Genomic DNA, 19118 nt, shown 5'->3' on the forward strand with positions numbered 1-19118 from the left:
TGTGCGGGATGAAAACCGCCGGATGCGACGTGCCGCCTTATCCGGCCTACAGGGGCCGGGCTGAATGTATTTTGTAGGCCTGATAAGCGCAGCGCATCAGGCACATCACAACACCGCACCATCGGGTACAAAGCAATATCCTGAGCCTCCATAACACAAGCCATCCTGCGGTATATGCGGTAAACTAGGCGCGATTTTGCATCAGGAAAGCGTCTATGAATCACTCCCTTAAAGCCTGGAACACCTTCGGTATCGATCAGCAAACGAATGAACTTGTCTGCGCCGAAAATGAACAACAATTACTGAATGCCTGGCAATCAGCCAATGCATCGCATCATCCTGTACTGATCCTGGGCGAAGGGAGTAACGTCCTGTTTCTTGATATCTTCCAGGGTACGGTGATCGTCAATCGTATTAAGGGTATTGAGATTACAGAACAACCTGATGCGTGGCATTTGCACGTAGGTGCGGGTGAAAACTGGCATCATCTGGTCCAGCATACGTTGCAGCTTGGTATGCCTGGCCTGGAAAATCTGGCGCTTATCCCAGGCTGCGTGGGTTCATCGCCAATCCAGAACATTGGTGCCTATGGCGTAGAGCTACAGCGCGTCTGCGAATACGTAGACTGCGTTGAGCTGTCGACTGGCAAACATCTGCGCGTTGGTGCAGCAGAATGTCGCTTTGGTTATCGTGACAGCATCTTCAAACATGAATACCAGGATCGCTTCGCAATTATTGCTGTTGGTTTACGCTTGTCTAAACAGTGGCATCCGGTACTGACCTATGGCGATCTGACGCGCCTGGATCCTACAACGGTGACGCCTCAGCAGGTTTTTGATTCTGTCTGCCATATGCGCACGACAAAACTGCCCGATCCGAAAGTAAACGGGAATGCAGGAAGCTTCTTTAAAAACCCGGTTGTCACCGCAGAGATTGCGCAGGAGCTCCTGGCAAAATTCCCAACAGCACCTCATTACCCGCAGGCTGATGGTTCTGTGAAACTGGCAGCCGGCTGGCTTATCGACCAGTGTCAGCTAAAAGGCATGCGCATTGGTGGCGCAGCGGTACATCAACAGCAGGCTCTGGTGCTGATCAATGCAGACAATGCGACGAGTCAGGATGTGGTGCAACTTGCACATCATGTACGTCAAAAAGTCGGTGAGAAATTTAATGTCTGGCTCGAACCAGAGGTTCGGTTTATTGGCCCGCAGGGTGAAATGAATGCTGTGGAGATCATTGCATGAAGGATAATACCGTCCCTCTGACGCTTATTTCATTACTCGCTGATGGCGAATTTCATTCCGGTGAGCAGCTCGGTGAAAAGTTGGGAATGAGCCGTGCCGCAATCAATAAGCATGTCCAGACGTTACGCGACTGGGGGGTTGATGTCTTTACTGTTCCAGGTAAAGGATACAGCTTACCGGAGCCTATCCAACTATTAGATGCCTCACTTATTCATTCTCAACTGGATGGTGGAAATATCACAGTCCTGCCGGTTATCGACTCAACCAATCAGTACCTGATGGACCGAATAGGTCAACTGGAGTCAGGGGATGCCTGTGTCGCTGAATATCAGCAAGCCGGGCGCGGTCGCCGTGGTCGCAAATGGTTTTCACCGTTTGGTGCCAACCTGTACCTTTCAATGTTCTGGCGGCTGGAACAAGGACCGGCTGCCGCGATTGGCCTGAGTCTGGTTATTGGTATCGTCATGGCCGAGGTTTTACGCGATCTGGGCGCAGAGAAGGTACGTGTAAAATGGCCCAACGACCTCTATTTGCTCGACCGTAAGCTGGCAGGGATCCTGGTTGAACTGACCGGTAAGACAGGGGATGCCGCGCAGATTGTTATCGGTGCGGGTGTTAATATGTCCATGCGCCGGGTTGAAGAAAATGTGGTTAATCAAGGCTGGATTAACTTGCAGGAAGCGGGCATTAACATTGATCGCAATACCCTTGCTGCCCGACTGATACGTGAGTTGCGTGCTGCGTTAGTGCTCTTTGAGCACGAAGGTTTAGCGCCGTATCTGTCTCGCTGGAAGAGACTGGATAACTTTATCGACCGCCCGGTCAAACTTATTATTGGCGATAAAGAAATATTTGGCATCTCTCGTGGAATAGACGCGCAAGGTGCATTATTGCTTGAACAAAATGGCGAGATCAAACCCTGGATGGGTGGAGAAATATCGCTAAGAAGCGCTGAGTAATAAGAAGGGGAGCTGTTGCTCCCCTTTTTTATTTATTTTCTCAACCTGACTTGCTCAACGGCATGATTGGCACTTTTCGTCATAATTAAGCTTGCTCGCTCACGCGTTGGTAATATATTTTGTTTTAAATTCAGCCAGTTAATCTCTTTCCATAACGATGTGGCGGTGTTGATAGCCTCATCTTCTGATAATTTTGCATAGTTATGGAAATAAGAGTCCGGGTTGGTAAATGCCCCTTCACGGAATTTCAGGAAACGGTTGATATACCACGTCTGGAGTAATTCTTCTGGCGCATCAACATAAATAGAAAAGTCGACAAAGTCAGAAACAAATACATGATGCGGATCGTGAGGATAGTCCATCCCGCTTTGTAATACATTTAGCCCTTCGAGTATTAATATGTCGGGCTGGGCAACGGTTTTGTCGCCATCAGGGATCACATCATAGATGAGATGGGAATAGACCGGCGCCGTGACGTTAGGTACGCCTGATTTCAGATCGGAAACGAATTTAACCAAGCGATGCATATCATAGGACTGGGGGAAGCCTTTCTTCTTCATCAGTCCACGATCTTTCAATACCTGGTTAGGGTGGAGAAAGCCATCGGTAGTAATCAACTCAACCTTGCGATGCTCGGGCCAGCGACTGAGCAAAGCCTGCAAAACACGCGCAGTCGTACTTTTACCGACGGCGACGCTGCCAGCAATGCTAATAATATAAGGAATACGCTCGCCATTCGTGCCTAAAAATTGCTCCAGCACGGCCTGACGTCGCAGGTTCGAACTGATGTAAAAGTTTAGCAAACGCGAGAGAGGCAAATAAATCTCGGCAACTTCTTCCAGCGATAAGTCTTCGTTAATGCCTTTAAGACGAGCAATCTCTTCCTCGGTCAGGGTCATCGGCACGGAATCACGAAGCGCAGCCCACTGGTTGCGATCAAACTGTAGGTAAGGCGACGTTAACGCTTGCTCTTTTATACTCATACGCATGGTCTGGCTGTCATTGCTATATCAGGTCTGCGGTAAAAAACGAAATCATCCCGGTACGCAATGGCACGCACATTTCAGTTAATTTGGACAATGGGCAGGAGGGTAACACCAGATGGGGGGGAATAATAAGAAAAAATCATCCTCTGAAATGCAATGTGACGGGTATTCCAGATGTATAAAGATGTGCTTTCTCTCTATCAAAGCGTACCTGCCGGAGCAAAATTCCTCCCAGAGGAGGTACCTGACGTTGGAAATTTGTCCAATCCAAAGAAGAAATAGATTATTTATCGGTCGTATAGTGCAAAATGTGAGCGATAGAACATTTTATGCAATTTTTTAGTTGCATGAGTGCGCATGTCTCCATAAAATGCGCGCTACTTGATGCCGACTTAGCTCAGTAGGTAGAGCAACTGACTTGTAATCAGTAGGTCACCAGTTCGATTCCGGTAGTCGGCACCATCAAGTCCGGTGGGGTTCCCGAGCGGCCAAAGGGAGCAGACTGTAAATCTGCCGTCACAGACTTCGAAGGTTCGAATCCTTCCCCCACCACCACTTTCTGGCAGCGTTATCGCCGCCTGAGTTGATTAAAAAATTAATCAGCTCGAACAAAAAAGAGAGAAATCTCTTTTTTGTTGCAGAAAGAACTGGGTAGCCGAGTTTCAGGATGCGGGCATCGTATAATGGCTATTACCTCAGCCTTCCAAGCTGATGATGCGGGTTCGATTCCCGCTGCCCGCTCCAGACGTGCTGATATGGCTCAGTTGGTAGAGCGCACCCTTGGTAAGGGTGAGGTCCCCAGTTCGACTCTGGGTATCAGCACCACTTCACTTCTCCTTCCCGTTTCTCTCTGTTTACTTTTAAAAGCATTCAACAGCTCAGGTATATTGCCTGGTTGATGTGGTGATATCACCGATTTATCCGTGTCTTAGAGGGACAATCGATGTCTAAAGAAAAATTTGAACGTACTAAACCGCACGTTAACGTCGGTACTATCGGCCACGTTGACCATGGTAAAACAACGCTGACCGCTGCAATCACTACCGTACTGGCTAAAACCTACGGCGGTGCTGCTCGTGCATTCGACCAGATCGATAACGCGCCGGAAGAAAAAGCTCGTGGTATCACCATCAACACTTCTCACGTTGAATATGACACCCCGACTCGCCACTACGCACACGTAGACTGCCCGGGCCACGCCGACTATGTTAAAAACATGATCACCGGTGCTGCGCAGATGGACGGCGCGATCCTGGTTGTTGCTGCGACTGACGGCCCGATGCCGCAGACTCGTGAGCACATCCTGCTGGGTCGTCAGGTAGGCGTTCCGTACATCATCGTGTTCCTGAACAAATGCGACATGGTTGATGACGAAGAGCTGCTGGAACTGGTAGAAATGGAAGTTCGTGAACTTCTGTCTCAGTACGATTTCCCGGGCGACGACACTCCGATCGTTCGTGGTTCTGCTCTGAAAGCGCTGGAAGGCGAAGCAGAGTGGGAAGCGAAAATCATCGAACTGGCTGGCTTCCTGGATTCTTACATTCCAGAACCAGAGCGTGCGATTGACAAGCCGTTCCTGCTGCCTATCGAAGACGTATTCTCCATCTCCGGTCGTGGTACCGTTGTTACCGGTCGTGTAGAACGCGGTATCATCAAAGTTGGTGAAGAAGTTGAAATCGTTGGTATCAAAGAGACTGCTAAGTCTACCTGTACTGGCGTTGAAATGTTCCGCAAACTGCTGGACGAAGGCCGTGCTGGTGAGAACGTTGGTGTTCTGCTGCGTGGTATCAAACGTGAAGAAATCGAACGTGGTCAGGTACTGGCTAAGCCGGGCTCTATCAAGCCGCACACCAAGTTCGAATCTGAAGTGTACATTCTGTCCAAAGACGAAGGCGGCCGTCATACTCCGTTCTTCAAAGGCTACCGTCCGCAGTTCTACTTCCGTACTACTGACGTGACTGGTACCATCGAACTGCCGGAAGGCGTAGAGATGGTAATGCCGGGCGACAACATCAAAATGGTTGTTACCCTGATCCACCCGATCGCGATGGACGACGGTCTGCGTTTCGCAATCCGTGAAGGCGGCCGTACTGTTGGTGCGGGCGTTGTTGCTAAAGTAATGAGCTAATTGCCGAATAACATTTGACGCAATGCGCAATAAAAGGGCATCATTTGATGCCCTTTTTGCACGCTTTCACACCAGAACCTGGCTCATCAGTGATTTTTTTTGTCATAATCATTGCTGAGACAGGCTCTGAAGAGGGCGTTTAGTCCGAAACGCACCAGAGCATTTCGGTTTGGATCGCCTCGCTTACGCGGGGTGAAAATGTTTGTAGAATACTTCTGACAGGTTGGTTTATGAGTGCGAATACCGAAGCTCAAGGAAGCGGGCGCGGCCTGGAAGCGATGAAGTGGGTTGTTGTCGCTGTATTGCTGCTTGTAGCTATCGTTGGCAACTACCTCTATCGTGACATGATGCTGCCGCTGCGTGCGCTGGCCGTAGTGATTCTGATTGCCGCAGCGGGTGGTGTCGCGCTGTTGACAACAAAAGGTAAAGCGACCGTTGCTTTTGCCCGTGAAGCGAGAACCGAAGTCCGTAAGGTCATTTGGCCAACTCGCCAGGAAACATTGCACACCACATTAATTGTGGCTGCGGTTACCGCAGTAATGTCACTGATCCTGTGGGGACTGGATGGTATTCTGGTTCGCCTGGTATCCTTTATCACTGGCCTGAGGTTCTAAGATGTCTGAAGCCCCTAAAAAGCGCTGGTACGTCGTTCAGGCGTTTTCCGGTTTTGAAGGCCGCGTAGCCACGTCGCTGCGCGAATATATCAAGTTACAAAATATGGAAGAGCTGTTTGGCGAAGTCATGGTGCCGACCGAAGAAGTGGTCGAAATCCGTGGTGGCCAGCGTCGCAAGAGCGAACGTAAATTCTTCCCGGGCTATGTACTGGTCCAGATGGTGATGAATGACGCAAGCTGGCACCTGGTGCGCAGCGTGCCGCGTGTGATGGGCTTTATCGGCGGTACATCTGACCGTCCGGCGCCGATCAGCGACAAAGAAGTTGATGCGATCATGAACCGTCTGCAGCAGGTTGGCGATAAACCGCGTCCGAAAACGATGTTTGAGCCAGGTGAAATGGTTCGCGTTAGTGACGGTCCATTTGCTGACTTTAACGGCGTGGTTGAAGAAGTGGACTACGAGAAGTCCCGCCTGAAAGTCTCTGTTTCTATCTTCGGTCGTGCGACCCCGGTAGAACTGGACTTTGCCCAGGTAGAAAAAGCCTAAACAGCGATCAAAAAAGCGGCGATTTAATCGTTGCACAAGGCGCGAGATTGGAATACAATTTCGCGCCTTTTGTTTTTATGGGCCCTGTCCGTAAAACGAATTTAATCACGGGGAGCCTCCTTGAGGCGCTATAACCCAACTAGAGGAATTTAGAATGGCTAAGAAAGTCCAGGCCTACGTCAAGCTGCAGGTTGCAGCTGGTATGGCTAACCCGAGTCCGCCGGTAGGTCCAGCACTGGGTCAACAAGGCGTGAACATCATGGAATTCTGCAAAGCGTTCAACGCAAAAACTGATTCCATGGAAAAAGGTCTGCCGATCCCGGTTGTTATCACCGTTTACGCTGACCGTTCTTTCACTTTCGTTACCAAAACGCCTCCGGCAGCAGTTCTGCTGAAGAAAGCGGCTGGTATCAAGTCTGGTTCCGGCAAGCCGAACAAAGACAAAGTGGGTAAAATTTCCCGCGCTCAGCTGCAGGAAATCGCGCAGACCAAAGCTGCCGACATGACTGGTTCCGACATTGAAGCGATGACTCGCTCCATTGAAGGTACTGCACGTTCCATGGGCCTGGTAGTGGAGGACTAAGAAATGGCTAAACTGACCAAGCGTATGCGCGTGATCCGTGACAAAGTTGATGCAACTAAACAGTACGACATCAACGAAGCTATTGCTCTGCTGAAAGAGCTGGCCACTGCTAAATTCGTAGAAAGCGTAGACGTTGCCGTTAACCTCGGCATCGACGCTCGTAAATCTGACCAGAACGTACGTGGTGCAACTGTACTGCCGCACGGTACTGGCCGTTCCGTTCGCGTAGCCGTATTTGCCCAGGGCGCAAACGCTGAAGCTGCTAAAGCTGCAGGCGCTGAGCTGGTAGGTATGGAAGATCTGGCTGACCAGATCAAGAAAGGCGAAATGAACTTTGACGTTGTTATTGCTTCCCCGGATGCAATGCGCGTTGTTGGCCAGCTGGGTCAGGTTCTGGGCCCGCGCGGCCTGATGCCAAACCCGAAAGTTGGTACTGTAACCCCTAACGTTGCTGAAGCAGTTAAGAACGCTAAAGCAGGTCAGGTTCGTTACCGTAACGACAAAAACGGCATCATCCACACCACCATCGGTAAAGTGGATTTTGACGCTGACAAACTGAAAGAAAACCTGGAATCTCTGCTGGTTGCGCTGAAAAAAGCGAAACCGACTCAGGCTAAAGGCGTGTACATCAAGAAAGTTAGCATCTCCACCACCATGGGTGCTGGTGTTGCCGTTGATCAGTCCGGTCTGACTGCGACTGTGGCGAACTAATATTCGCCTTTACGTGGGCGGTGATTTTGTCTACAATCTTACCCCCACGTTTCTGTTTAAATAAACAGAACTCTATGCGAGTCATTTGAATTGTAGCAAGGCAGCAATTGAGTGAATCGTCGGGAGTGTAGTTAACTACATGACCGGTGTGAACGAGAGCAGCTAACGCGGTTACAGTTCAAAGGGCGAAGTCATAGACAAGATTTGTTCGTTGGAGCCTGGCCTATCCAGGCCTCCGTCGAAGACCGCAGGTGTTTCGTAAGAAACTTAATGCCCTGCGTAGACGGTGACAGAACGCTAAGATTATTTCTGATACTCTGGCTTGTTTCTGCTCACCGTATTTAGACGCTCTTTCCGTTGGGGAGAGTGAAGTGAGTTCCGGAACATGAGTTCCGGCAAACATCCAGGAGCAAAGCTAATGGCTTTAAATCTTCAAGACAAACAAGCGATTGTTGCTGAAGTCAGCGAAGTAGCCAAAGGCGCGCTGTCTGCAGTAGTTGCGGATTCCCGTGGCGTAACTGTAGATAAAATGACTGAACTGCGTAAAGCAGGTCGTGAAGCTGGCGTATACATGCGTGTTGTTCGTAACACCCTGCTGCGCCGCGTCGTTGAAGGTACTCAGTTCGAGTGCCTGAAAGACACGTTTGTTGGTCCGACCCTGATTGCATACTCTATGGAACACCCGGGCGCCGCTGCTCGTCTGTTCAAAGAGTTCGCGAAAGCGAATGCAAAATTTGAGGTCAAAGCCGCAGCCTTTGAAGGTGAATTGATCCCGGCATCGCAAATCGATCGCCTGGCAACTCTGCCGACCTACGAAGAAGCAATTGCACGCCTGATGGCAACCATGAAAGAAGCTTCGGCTGGCAAACTGGTTCGTACTCTGGCTGCTGTACGCGATGCGAAAGAAGCTGCTTAATCGCAGTTATCTTTCTCAAGCATCTGCTTACGTATAAACTTATTCTGATTTTCAGGAACAATTTAAATGTCTATCACTAAAGATCAAATCATTGAAGCAGTATCCGCTATGTCCGTAATGGACGTTGTAGAACTGATCTCTGCAATGGAAGAAAAATTCGGTGTTTCCGCTGCTGCTGCTGTAGCTGTAGCTGCTGGCCCGGCTGAAGCTGCTGAAGAAAAAACTGAATTCGACGTAATTCTGAAAGCTGCTGGCGCTAACAAAGTTGCTGTAATCAAAGCAGTACGTGGCGCAACTGGCCTGGGTCTGAAAGAAGCTAAAGACCTGGTAGAATCTGCTCCGGCTGCCCTGAAAGAAGGCATCAGCAAAGACGACGCAGAAGCACTGAAAAAATCTCTGGAAGAAGCTGGCGCTGAAGTTGAAGTTAAATAAGCCAACTTTTCTGGTTGCAGCCTAAGAAATTAGGCTGATGGCTGGTGACTTTTTAGTCACCAGCCTTTTTGCGCTGTAAGGCGCCAGTAGCATTTCACACTGTTTGACTACTGCTGTGCCTTTCAATGCTTGTTTCTATCGACGTCTTAATATACTGCGACAGAGCATCAGTTCTGTGTAAATCGCAATGAAATGGTTTAAGCGTGATAGCAACAGGCATTGCGGAAAGTATTCGATTTTCCGGTCAACAAAATAGTGTTGCACAAACTGTCCCTTCGTCGGACAGATGGGTCGACTTGTCAGCGAGCTGAGGAACCCTAATGGTTTACTCCTATACCGAGAAAAAACGTATTCGTAAGGATTTTGGTAAACGTCCACAAGTGTTGGACATACCTTATCTCCTTTCTATCCAGCTTGACTCGTTTCAGAAGTTCATCGAGCAAGATCCTGAAGGGCAGTATGGTCTGGAAGCAGCTTTCCGTTCCGTTTTCCCGATTCAGAGCTACAGCGGTAATTCCGAGCTGCAATACGTCAGCTACCGCCTTGGCGAACCGGTGTTTGACGTTCAGGAATGTCAGATCCGTGGCGTGACCTATTCCGCACCGCTGCGCGTAAAACTGCGTCTGGTGATCTACGAGCGCGAAGCGCCGGAAGGCACCGTAAAAGACATTAAAGAACAAGAAGTCTACATGGGCGAAATTCCGCTCATGACTGACAACGGTACCTTTGTAATCAATGGTACTGAGCGTGTTATCGTTTCTCAGCTGCACCGTAGTCCTGGCGTCTTCTTTGACTCCGACAAAGGTAAAACCCACTCTTCGGGTAAAGTGCTGTATAACGCGCGCATCATCCCTTACCGTGGTTCCTGGCTGGACTTCGAATTCGATCCGAAGGACAACCTGTTCGTACGTATTGACCGTCGCCGTAAACTGCCTGCGACCATTATTCTGCGTGCACTGAACTACACCACTGAGCAGATCCTTGACCTGTTCTTTGAAAAAGTTGTTTTCGAAATTCGCGACAACAAGCTGCAGATGGAACTGGTGCCGGAACGCCTGCGTGGTGAAACCGCTTCCTTTGACATTGAAGCTAACGGCAAAGTCTACGTCGAAAAAGGCCGTCGCATCACTGCGCGCCACATTCGCCAACTGGAAAAAGACGATATCAAACATATCGAAGTTCCGGTTGAATACATTGCTGGTAAAGTTGCGGCTAAAGACTACGTTGACGAATCTACTGGCGAGCTGATCTGCGCAGCTAACATGGAGCTGAGCCTGGATCTGCTGGCTAAGCTGAGCCAGTCTGGTCACAAGCGTATCGAAACGCTGTTCACTAACGATCTGGATCACGGTCCGTACATTTCTGAAACTGTACGTGTTGACCCAACCAACGATCGTCTGAGCGCACTGGTAGAAATCTACCGCATGATGCGTCCTGGTGAGCCGCCGACTCGTGAAGCTGCTGAAAGCCTGTTCGAGAACCTGTTCTTCTCCGAAGACCGCTATGACCTGTCTGCGGTTGGTCGTATGAAGTTCAACCGTTCTTTGCTGCGCGACGAAATCGAAGGTTCCGGTATCCTGAGCAAAGACGACATCATCGAAGTGATGAAGAAGCTCATCGATATCCGTAACGGTAAAGGCGAAGTCGATGATATCGACCACCTCGGCAACCGTCGTATCCGTTCCGTAGGCGAAATGGCGGAAAACCAGTTCCGCGTTGGCCTGGTACGTGTTGAGCGTGCGGTGAAAGAGCGTCTGTCTCTAGGCGATCTGGATACCCTGATGCCTCAGGATATGATCAACGCCAAGCCGATTTCTGCAGCAGTGAAAGAGTTCTTTGGTTCCAGCCAGCTGTCTCAGTTTATGGACCAGAACAACCCGCTGTCTGAGATTACGCACAAACGTCGTATCTCCGCACTCGGCCCAGGCGGTCTGACCCGTGAACGCGCAGGCTTCGAAGTTCGAGACGTACACCCGACTCACTACGGTCGCGTATGTCCAATCGAAACGCCTGAAGGTCCGAACATCGGTCTGATCAACTCCCTGTCCGTGTATGCACAGACTAACGAATACGGCTTCCTCGAGACTCCGTATCGTAAAGTGACCGACGGTGTTGTAACTGACGAAATTCATTACCTGTCTGCTATCGAAGAAGGCAACTACGTTATCGCTCAGGCGAACTCCAACCTGGATGACGAAGGCCACTTTGTAGAAGATCTGGTTACCTGCCGTAGCAAAGGCGAATCCAGCTTGTTCAGCCGCGACCAGGTTGACTACATGGACGTATCCACCCAGCAGGTGGTATCCGTCGGTGCGTCCCTGATCCCGTTCCTGGAACACGATGACGCCAACCGTGCATTGATGGGTGCGAACATGCAACGTCAGGCGGTTCCGACTCTGCGCGCTGATAAGCCGCTGGTTGGTACCGGTATGGAACGTGCTGTTGCCGTTGACTCCGGTGTTACTGCAGTTGCTAAACGTGGCGGTACTGTTCAGTACGTGGATGCTTCCCGTATCGTTATCAAAGTTAACGAAGACGAGATGTACCCGGGCGAAGCAGGTATCGACATTTATAACCTGACCAAATACACCCGTTCTAACCAGAACACCTGCATCAACCAGATGCCTTGCGTATCTCTGGGCGAGCCGGTTGAACGTGGTGATGTGCTGGCAGACGGTCCGTCCACCGACCTCGGTGAACTGGCGCTGGGTCAGAACATGCGCGTGGCATTCATGCCATGGAATGGTTACAACTTCGAAGACTCCATCCTCGTATCCGAGCGTGTTGTCCAGGAAGACCGTTTCACCACCATCCATATTCAGGAACTGGCATGTGTGTCCCGTGACACCAAGCTGGGGCCAGAAGAGATCACCGCTGACATCCCGAACGTGGGTGAAGCTGCGCTCTCCAAACTGGATGAATCCGGTATCGTTTATATCGGTGCAGAAGTGACCGGTGGCGACATTCTGGTTGGTAAGGTAACGCCGAAAGGTGAAACCCAGCTGACGCCAGAAGAGAAGCTGCTGCGTGCGATCTTCGGTGAGAAAGCGTCTGACGTTAAAGACTCTTCTCTGCGCGTGCCAAACGGTGTTTCCGGTACGATTATCGACGTTCAGGTCTTTACTCGCGATGGCGTAGAAAAAGACAAACGTGCGCTGGAAATCGAAGAGATGCAGCTGAAGCAGGCGAAAAAAGACCTGTCTGAAGAACTGCAGATCCTCGAAGCTGGCCTGTTCAGCCGTATCTACGCTGTGCTGGTTTCCGGTGGTGTTGAAGCTGAGAAGCTCGACAAACTACCGCGCGACCGCTGGTTAGAACTCGGCCTGACCGACGAAGAGAAACAGAATCAGCTGGAACAACTGGCTGAGCAGTACGACGAACTGAAACACGAATTCGAGAAAAAACTCGAAGCGAAACGCCGTAAAATCACTCAGGGCGACGATCTGGCACCGGGCGTGCTGAAGATTGTTAAGGTGTATCTGGCGGTTAAACGTCGGATCCAGCCTGGTGATAAGATGGCAGGTCGTCACGGTAACAAGGGTGTAATCTCTAAGATCAACCCGATCGAAGATATGCCACACGATGCTAACGGTACGCCGGTAGATATCGTACTGAACCCGCTGGGCGTACCATCGCGTATGAACATCGGTCAGATCCTTGAAACCCACCTGGGTATGGCTGCAAAAGGTATCGGCGATAAGATCAACGCCATGCTGAAACAGCAGCAGGAAGTCGCGAAACTGCGCGAATTCATCCAGCGTGCTTACGATCTGGGTTCAGATGTTCGTCAGAAAGTTGACCTGAATACCTTCAGCGATGAAGAAGTTCTGCGTCTGGCTGAAAACCTGAAAAAAGGTATGCCGATCGCAACGCCGGTATTCGACGGTGCGAAAGAGTCTGAAATCAAGGAACTGTTACAGCTGGGTGGCCTGCCGACTTCCGGTCAGATCACACTGTTCGACGGTCGTACCGGTGAGCAGTTCGAGCGCCAGGTTACCGTTGGCTATATGTACATGCTGAAACTGAACCACTTGGTTGATGACAAGATGCATGCGCGTTCTACCGGTTCTTACAGCCTGGTTACTCAGCAGCCGCTGGGTGGTAAGGCGCAGTTCGGTGGTCAGCGCTTCGGGGAGATGGAAGTGTGGGCGCTGGAAGCATATGGCGCAGCATACACCCTGCAGGAAATGCTCACCGTTAAGTCTGATGACGTGAACGGTCGTACTAAGATGTATAAAAACATCGTGGACGGCAACCATCAGATGGAACCAGGCATGCCGGAATCCTTCAACGTACTGTTGAAAGAGATTCGTTCGCTGGGTATCAACATCGAGCTGGAAGACGAGTAACTCTCGATCAAACAGGTCACTGGTGCTGGCGTAACAGCCAGCGCCAGATTGTGCTAACTCCGACGGGAGCAAATCCGTGAAAGATTTATTAAAGTTTCTGAAAGCGCAGACTAAAACCGAAGAGTTTGATGCGATCAAAATTGCTCTGGCCTCGCCAGACATGATCCGTTCATGGTCTTTCGGTGAAGTTAAGAAGCCGGAAACCATTAACTACCGTACGTTCAAACCTGAACGTGACGGCCTTTTCTGCGCCCGTATCTTTGGGCCGGTAAAAGACTACGAGTGCCTGTGCGGTAAGTACAAGCGCCTGAAACACCGTGGTGTGATCTGTGAGAAGTGCGGCGTTGAAGTGACCCAGACTAAAGTACGCCGTGAGCGTATGGGCCACATCGAGCTGGCGTCTCCGACTGCTCACATCTGGTTCCTGAAATCTCTGCCGTCCCGTATCGGTCTGCTGCTTGATATGCCGCTGCGCGATATCGAGCGCGTACTGTACTTCGAATCTTATGTAGTTATCGAAGGCGGTATGACTAACCTGGAACGTCAACAGATCCTGACTGAAGAGCAGTATCTGGACGCGCTGGAAGAGTTCGGTGACGAATTCGACGCGAAGATGGGTGCGGAAGCTATTCAGGCCCTGCTGAAGAGCATGGATCTGGAGCAAGAGTGTGAAACTCTGCGCGAAGAGCTGAACGAAACCAACTCCGAAACCAAGCGTAAGAAGCTGACCAAGCGTATCAAACTGCTGGAAGCCTTCGTACAGTCTGGCAACAAGCCAGAGTGGATGATCCTGACCGTTCTGCCGGTTCTGCCGCCAGATCTGCGTCCGCTGGTTCCGCTGGATGGTGGTCGTTTCGCAACGTCGGATCTGAACGATCTGTATCGTCGCGTTATCAACCGTAACAACCGTCTGAAGCGTCTGCTGGATCTGGCTGCGCCGGACATCATCGTACGCAACGAAAAACGTATGCTGCAGGAAGCGGTTGACGCCCTGCTGGATAACGGTCGTCGCGGTCGTGCGATCACCGGTTCTAACAAACGTCCTCTGAAATCTTTGGCCGACATGATCAAAGGTAAGCAGGGTCGTTTCCGTCAGAACCTGCTCGGTAAGCGTGTTGACTACTCCGGTCGTTCTGTAATCACCGTAGGTCCATACCTGCGTCTGCATCAGTGCGGTCTGCCGAAGAAAATGGCACTGGAACTGTTCAAACCGTTCATCTACGGCAAGCTGGAACTGCGTGGCCTGGCCACCACCATCAAAGCCGCTAAGAAAATGGTTGAGCGTGAAGAAGCTGTCGTTTGGGATATCCTGGACGAAGTTATCCGCGAACACCCGGTACTGCTGAACCGTGCACCAACACTGCACCGTCTGGGTATCCAGGCATTTGAACCGGTACTGATCGAAGGTAAAGCTATCCAGCTGCACCCGCTGGTTTGTGCGGCATATAACGCCGACTTCGATGGTGACCAGATGGCTGTTCACGTACCGCTGACGCTGGAAGCCCAGCTCGAAGCGCGTGCGCTGATGATGTCTACCAACAACATCCTGTCTCCGGCGAACGGCGAACCTATCATCGTTCCGTCTCAGGACGTTGTATTGGGTCTGTACTACATGACCCGTGACTGTGTTAACGCCAAAGGCGAAGGCATGGTGCTGACTGGCCCGAAAGAAGCTGAGCGTATCTATCGCGCAGGTCTGGCCTCTCTGCATGCGCGCGTTAAAGTGCGTATCACCGAATATGAAAAAGATGAAAACGGCGAATTCGTTGCGAAAACCAGCCTGAAAGACACGACCGTTGGCCGTGCCATTCTGTGGATGATCGTACCGAAAGGTCTGCCTTTCTCCATCGTCAACCAGGCGCTGGGCAAGAAAGCTATCTCCAAAATGCTGAACACCTGTTACCGCATTCTGGGCCTGAAGCCGACCGTTATCTTCGCTGACCAGACAATGTACACCGGCTTTGCATATGCAGCGCGTTCAGGTGCATCTGTTGGTATTGATGACATGGTCATCCCAGAGAAGAAACACGAGATCATCTCTGAAGCGGAAGCTGAAGTTGCTGAGATCCAGGAGCAGTTCCAGTCTGGTCTGGTAACCGCAGGCGAACGCTATAACAAAGTTATCGATATCTGGGCTGCGGCGAACGATCGTGTATCCAAAGCGATGATGGATAACCTGCAAACCGAAACCGTTATTAACCGTGACGGCGTAGAAGAGCAGCAGGTTTCCTTCAACAGCATCTACATGATGGCCGACTCCGGTGCGCGTGGTTCTGCAGCACAGATTCGTCAGCTGGCCGGTATGCGTGGTCTGATGGCGAAGCCAGATGGCTCCATCATCGAAACGCCAATCACCGCGAACTTCCGTGAAGGTCTGAACGTACTCCAGTACTTCATCTCTACTCACGGTGCTCGTAAAGGTCTGGCGGATACCGCACTGAAAACAGCGAACTCCGGTTATCTGACTCGTCGTCTGGTTGACGTCGCGCAGGACCTGGTTGTTACTGAAGACGATTGCGGCACTCTGGAAGGCATCACCATGACCCCGGTTATCGAGGGTGGTGACGTTAAAGAGCCGCTGCGCGATCGCGTTCTGGGTCGTGTAACTGCTGAAGACGTTCTGAAGCCGGGTACGGCGGATATTCTGGTTCCACGCAACACGCTGCTGCACGAACAGTGGTGTGATCTGCTGGAAGAGAACTCCGTTGACTCCGTTAAAGTCCGTTCCGTTGTATCTTGTGACACCGACTTTGGTGTATGTGCGCACTGCTACGGTCGTGACCTGGCGCGTGGCCACATCATCAACAAAGGTGAAGCAATCGGCGTTATCGCGGCACAGTCCATCGGTGAACCGGGTACACAGCTGACGATGCGTACGTTCCACATCGGTGGTGCGGCATCTCGTGCGGCTGCTGAATCCAGCATCCAGGTGAAAAACAAAGGTAGCATCCGTCTGAGCAACGCGAAGTCGGTTGTGAACTCCAGCGGTAAACTGGTTATCACCTCACGTAACACCGAACTGAAACTGATCGACGAATTCGGCCGTACCAAAGAAAGCTATAAAGTGCCTTACGGCTCCGTTATGGCGAAAGGTGATGGCGAACAGGTTGCTGGCGGCGAAACCGTAGCAAACTGGGATCCGCATACCATGCCGGTTATCACCGAAGTGAGTGGTTTCGTCCGCTTCACTGACATGATCGACGGCCAGACCATTACTCGTCAGACCGACGAGCTGACCGGTCTGTCTTCTCTGGTGGTTCTGGATTCTGCAGAGCGTACTGCGGGTGGTAAAGACCTGCGTCCGGCACTGAAAATTGTTGATGCTCAGGGCAACGACGTTCTGATCCCAGGCACCGATATGCCTGCTCAGTACTTCCTGCCGGGTAAAGCGATTGTTCAGCTGGAAGATGGCGTACAGATCAGCTCTGGTGACACCCTGGCGCGTGTTCCGCAGGAATCCGGCGGTACCAAGGATATCACCGGTGGTCTGCCGCGCGTTGCGGACCTGTTCGAAGCACGTCGTCCGAAAGAGCCGGCAATCCTGGCTGAAATCAGCGGGATCATTTCCTTCGGTAAAGAAACCAAAGGTAAACGTCGTCTGGTTATCACCCCGGTAGACGGTAGCGAACCGTACGAAGAGATGATTCCGAAATGGCGTCAGCTCAACGTGTTCGAAGGTGAACGTGTAGAACGTGGTGACGTAGTTTCCGACGGTCCGGAAGCGCCGCACGACATCCTGCGTCTGCGTGGTGTGCATGCTGTAACTCGTTACATCGTTAACGAAGTTCAGGACGTATACCGTCTGCAGGGTGTTAAGATTAACGATAAACACATCGAAGTTATCGTTCGTCAGATGCTGCGTAAAGCCACCATCGAAAGCGCTGGTAGCTCCGACTTCCTGGAAGGCGAGCAGGTTGAATACTCCCGCGTCAAGATCGCAAACCGCGAGCTGGAAGCGAACGGCAAAGTGGGTGCAACGTTCTCCCGCGATCTGCTGGGTATCACCAAAGCGTCTCTGGCAACCGAGTCCTTCATCTCTGCAGCATCGTTCCAGGAAACCACGCGTGTCCTGACCGAAGCAGCTGTTGCAGGTAAACGTGATGAACTGCGCGGTCTGAAAGAGAACGTCATCGTGGGTCGTCTGATCCCGGCAGGTACTGGTTATGCGTACCACCAGGATCGTATGCGCCGTCGCGCAGCGGGCGAACTGCCAGCTGCACCGCAGGTAACTGCTGAAGATGCGTCTGCCAGCCTGGCAGAACTGCTGAACGCAGGCCTGGGCGGTTCTGACAACGATTAATCGTTGCCGACCATAATAAAAAACCCGCTTCGGCGGGTTTTTTTATGTCTATGTTATTTCTGATGGCGTTTATCAGGTCTACGAAGCCATCCGGCAGTGTCATTAATTTATCGGTGGTAACCGCCGATAAAGCTCAATCATATCGCCGGCCAGATCCTGAATCACCATGGCATTCATCAGGTGGTCCTGCGAATGGACGGTGATGAGATTAACCGGTAGTTTGCCGGTGCCCTCGTCAATACCGATCAGCTGGGTCTGGATTTTATGCGCTTGTTTGACGTACTCGCGTGATTCCGTCATCGCTTGTTCTGCACCGGCGAAATCACCCTTACGCGCCAGTTGCAGTGCCGTCAGGGCCTGGCTGCGTGCAGCGCCAGCGTTTACCAATAACTCCATGATGATCGTTTCTAACTCTTCCATACCATCACTCCAGTAGTTTCAGCGCCTTATCCAGTACCGCATCGCCTTTCATCATGCCGTAATCCATCATGTCGATAACGGCGACCTTTTTGCCTAGTGGGTCGGCGATCGCCTGTAGCTTGGCCTGTTCATACTTAACCTGTGGACCGAGCAAAACGATATCCGCTGTAGCGATATTCTCTTCAAACTCGGCCACCGGGACGGCTTTGATAGTGACGTCGACGCCTTTTTTCTGGGCGGCATCTTTCATCCTTTGCACCAGCATGCTGGTGGACATTCCGGCGGCACAGCATAAAACGATGTTTTTCATAAGCAGTCTCGATCAACATGTGTGAGTTGATAATTATCGCGAGCCAGCTATAGCAACAACTGCTTTGCAACGATTGTGTGCAAGGCATCACAAAGAAAGCCGCTTTTTCTGAAACCGGTTACAAAAAGAGGCAGAACCCTGCGATCTGGACCAGGGCCAGCGGCTTTTTGACTCGCTTATCACATGCTGGAATATATAATTACTGTCAATAAAGACATGTTATAAAAAACAGTATTGACAGCGTTTTTTAAACCCGTATGTTAATACTTAACAGCGGAGAAATTGTAGTTTGCTGTTAACGTAGTAAGTGTTAGTAGAGCTTGATTGGGGTTTGCGATAAAGGCCACGAAGTATTTTTTGTATGGGATAGTCGATGCTGAAAACGCTATCTTTTCACTTCGACAATGCTTTCAGGCCACGTAGTTGATATATCTAATCGCAAAAAGTCAGTAAAACGCGACGATGTAACGCCATGATTTTATAGTAAATATTTGTGATTCTGCTTTTCTGGTTATCACAAGGGAAATAAGGCAACGCATCAAAGAGTATATGTCGCGAGGGGAAGTGTACTTGTTTAGGTCACCAGCCTTGAGTTCTATTATCAAGCGGGTGGAATATG

14 protein-coding genes, 4 tRNA genes and 1 pseudogene are annotated in these 19118 nt (G+C 50.9%); 15 read left to right on the top strand and 4 right to left on the bottom strand.

Going from position 1 to position 19118, the window contains the following annotated elements; all coding sequences use genetic code 11:
- Window positions 1-215 precede the first annotated feature (215 nt).
- Window positions 216-1244, top strand: coding sequence for a UDP-N-acetylmuramate dehydrogenase (gene murB, locus ACHHZ7_RS22705; RefSeq protein ID WP_008787122.1), 1029 nt, complete (start codon window positions 216-218; stop codon window positions 1242-1244).
- Entirely contained in the window at window positions 1241-2203 is a 963-nt protein-coding gene (gene birA, locus ACHHZ7_RS22710; protein ID WP_060683067.1) for a bifunctional biotin--[acetyl-CoA-carboxylase] ligase/biotin operon repressor BirA, read from the top strand. The genes murB and birA overlap by 4 nt, the downstream gene beginning before the upstream one ends.
- A 32-nt stretch (window positions 2204-2235) precedes the next feature.
- Here the strand turns inward: birA and coaA are convergent, their stop codons facing one another.
- Window positions 2236-3186: a type I pantothenate kinase gene (gene coaA, locus ACHHZ7_RS22715; protein ID WP_003031107.1), complete on the bottom strand. Its 951-nt coding sequence runs from the start codon at window positions 3184-3186 to the stop codon at window positions 2236-2238.
- 289 nt (window positions 3187-3475) lie between these two features.
- A pseudogene (locus ACHHZ7_RS22720) lies at window positions 3476-3556 on the bottom strand (hypothetical protein); the annotation flags it as partial.
- Between the two features lie 19 nt (window positions 3557-3575).
- On the opposite strand from ACHHZ7_RS22720, the gene ACHHZ7_RS22725 reads away from it, so the two are divergent.
- The 13 genes from ACHHZ7_RS22725 (at window position 3576) to rpoC (ending at window position 17769) form a co-directional block, all read left to right on the top strand.
- Window positions 3576-3651 (top strand) — tRNA-Thr (locus ACHHZ7_RS22725).
- An 8-nt stretch (window positions 3652-3659) separates the two neighbouring features.
- Window positions 3660-3744: transfer RNA gene (locus tag ACHHZ7_RS22730), tRNA-Tyr, on the top strand.
- 114 nt (window positions 3745-3858) lie between these two features.
- A tRNA-Gly gene (locus ACHHZ7_RS22735) sits at window positions 3859-3933 on the top strand.
- Between the two features lie 5 nt (window positions 3934-3938).
- Window positions 3939-4014: transfer RNA gene (locus ACHHZ7_RS22740), tRNA-Thr, on the top strand.
- Window positions 4015-4132: 118 nt separating this feature from the next.
- Complete coding sequence (gene tuf / locus ACHHZ7_RS22745; protein ID WP_003031109.1) at window positions 4133-5317, top strand: elongation factor Tu; 1185 nt, start codon at window positions 4133-4135, stop codon at window positions 5315-5317.
- 230 nt (window positions 5318-5547) lie between these two features.
- A complete protein-coding gene (gene secE / locus ACHHZ7_RS22750) occupies window positions 5548-5931 on the top strand; it encodes a preprotein translocase subunit SecE (protein WP_003033128.1) in 384 nt (127 codons plus the stop codon).
- Between the two features lies 1 nt (window position 5932).
- The gene (gene nusG / locus ACHHZ7_RS22755) at window positions 5933-6478 is read left to right on the top strand and encodes a transcription termination/antitermination protein NusG (protein WP_003033125.1); all 546 of its coding nucleotides are present in this window, start codon (window positions 5933-5935) and stop codon (window positions 6476-6478) included.
- Between the two features lie 154 nt (window positions 6479-6632).
- Complete coding sequence (gene rplK / locus ACHHZ7_RS22760; protein WP_003033122.1) at window positions 6633-7061, top strand: 50S ribosomal protein L11; 429 nt, start codon at window positions 6633-6635, stop codon at window positions 7059-7061.
- Window positions 7062-7064: 3 nt separating this feature from the next.
- On the top strand, window positions 7065-7772 hold the full coding sequence (gene rplA / locus ACHHZ7_RS22765; protein ID WP_003033119.1) for a 50S ribosomal protein L1: 708 nt from the start codon (window positions 7065-7067) through the stop codon (window positions 7770-7772).
- Window positions 7773-8190: 418 nt separating this feature from the next.
- On the top strand, window positions 8191-8688 hold the full coding sequence (gene rplJ, locus ACHHZ7_RS22770; RefSeq protein ID WP_001207203.1) for a 50S ribosomal protein L10: 498 nt from the start codon (window positions 8191-8193) through the stop codon (window positions 8686-8688).
- A 66-nt stretch (window positions 8689-8754) separates the two neighbouring features.
- A complete protein-coding gene (gene rplL / locus ACHHZ7_RS22775) occupies window positions 8755-9120 on the top strand; it encodes a 50S ribosomal protein L7/L12 (RefSeq protein WP_003033114.1) in 366 nt (121 codons plus the stop codon).
- Window positions 9121-9440: 320 nt separating this feature from the next.
- Window positions 9441-13469, top strand: a complete 4029-nt coding sequence (gene rpoB, locus ACHHZ7_RS22780) for a DNA-directed RNA polymerase subunit beta (RefSeq protein WP_003033111.1) — start codon at window positions 9441-9443, stop codon at window positions 13467-13469.
- A gap of 76 nt (window positions 13470-13545) precedes the next feature.
- A complete protein-coding gene (rpoC, locus tag ACHHZ7_RS22785; protein ID WP_003826919.1) occupies window positions 13546-17769 on the top strand; it encodes a DNA-directed RNA polymerase subunit beta' in 4224 nt (1407 codons plus the stop codon).
- 102 nt (window positions 17770-17871) lie between these two features.
- On the opposite strand, the gene ACHHZ7_RS22790 is transcribed toward rpoC, so the two are convergent.
- Entirely contained in the window at window positions 17872-18189 is a 318-nt protein-coding gene (locus ACHHZ7_RS22790; RefSeq protein WP_008787121.1) for a PTS lactose/cellobiose transporter subunit IIA, read from the bottom strand.
- Between the two features lie 4 nt (window positions 18190-18193).
- Complete coding sequence (locus ACHHZ7_RS22795; protein ID WP_003033102.1) at window positions 18194-18499, bottom strand: PTS sugar transporter subunit IIB; 306 nt, start codon at window positions 18497-18499, stop codon at window positions 18194-18196.
- Window positions 18500-19118 lie beyond the last annotated feature (619 nt).

The organism is Citrobacter freundii complex sp. 2024EL-00216 (assembly GCF_043945515.1).
Lineage (GTDB): Bacteria > Pseudomonadota > Gammaproteobacteria > Enterobacterales > Enterobacteriaceae > Citrobacter > Citrobacter portucalensis.

Bases quoted from the DNA above. Each gene is read 5' to 3' on its own strand.
- murB (WP_008787122.1), top strand. From the start codon at position 216: ATGAATCACTCCCTTAAAGCCTGGAACACCTTCGGTATCGATCAGCAA.
- birA (WP_060683067.1), top strand. From the start codon at position 1,241: ATGAAGGATAATACCGTCCCTCTGACGCTTATTTCATTACTCGCTGAT.
- coaA (WP_003031107.1), bottom strand. From the start codon at position 3,186: ATGAGTATAAAAGAGCAAGCGTTAACGTCGCCTTACCTACAGTTTGAT.
- tuf (WP_003031109.1), top strand. From the start codon at position 4,133: ATGTCTAAAGAAAAATTTGAACGTACTAAACCGCACGTTAACGTCGGT.
- secE (WP_003033128.1), top strand. From the start codon at position 5,548: ATGAGTGCGAATACCGAAGCTCAAGGAAGCGGGCGCGGCCTGGAAGCG.
- nusG (WP_003033125.1), top strand. From the start codon at position 5,933: ATGTCTGAAGCCCCTAAAAAGCGCTGGTACGTCGTTCAGGCGTTTTCC.
- rplK (WP_003033122.1), top strand. From the start codon at position 6,633: ATGGCTAAGAAAGTCCAGGCCTACGTCAAGCTGCAGGTTGCAGCTGGT.
- rplA (WP_003033119.1), top strand. From the start codon at position 7,065: ATGGCTAAACTGACCAAGCGTATGCGCGTGATCCGTGACAAAGTTGAT.
- rplJ (WP_001207203.1), top strand. From the start codon at position 8,191: ATGGCTTTAAATCTTCAAGACAAACAAGCGATTGTTGCTGAAGTCAGC.
- rplL (WP_003033114.1), top strand. From the start codon at position 8,755: ATGTCTATCACTAAAGATCAAATCATTGAAGCAGTATCCGCTATGTCC.
- rpoB (WP_003033111.1), top strand. From the start codon at position 9,441: ATGGTTTACTCCTATACCGAGAAAAAACGTATTCGTAAGGATTTTGGT.
- ACHHZ7_RS22790 (WP_008787121.1), bottom strand. From the start codon at position 18,189: ATGGAAGAGTTAGAAACGATCATCATGGAGTTATTGGTAAACGCTGGC.
- ACHHZ7_RS22795 (WP_003033102.1), bottom strand. From the start codon at position 18,499: ATGAAAAACATCGTTTTATGCTGTGCCGCCGGAATGTCCACCAGCATG.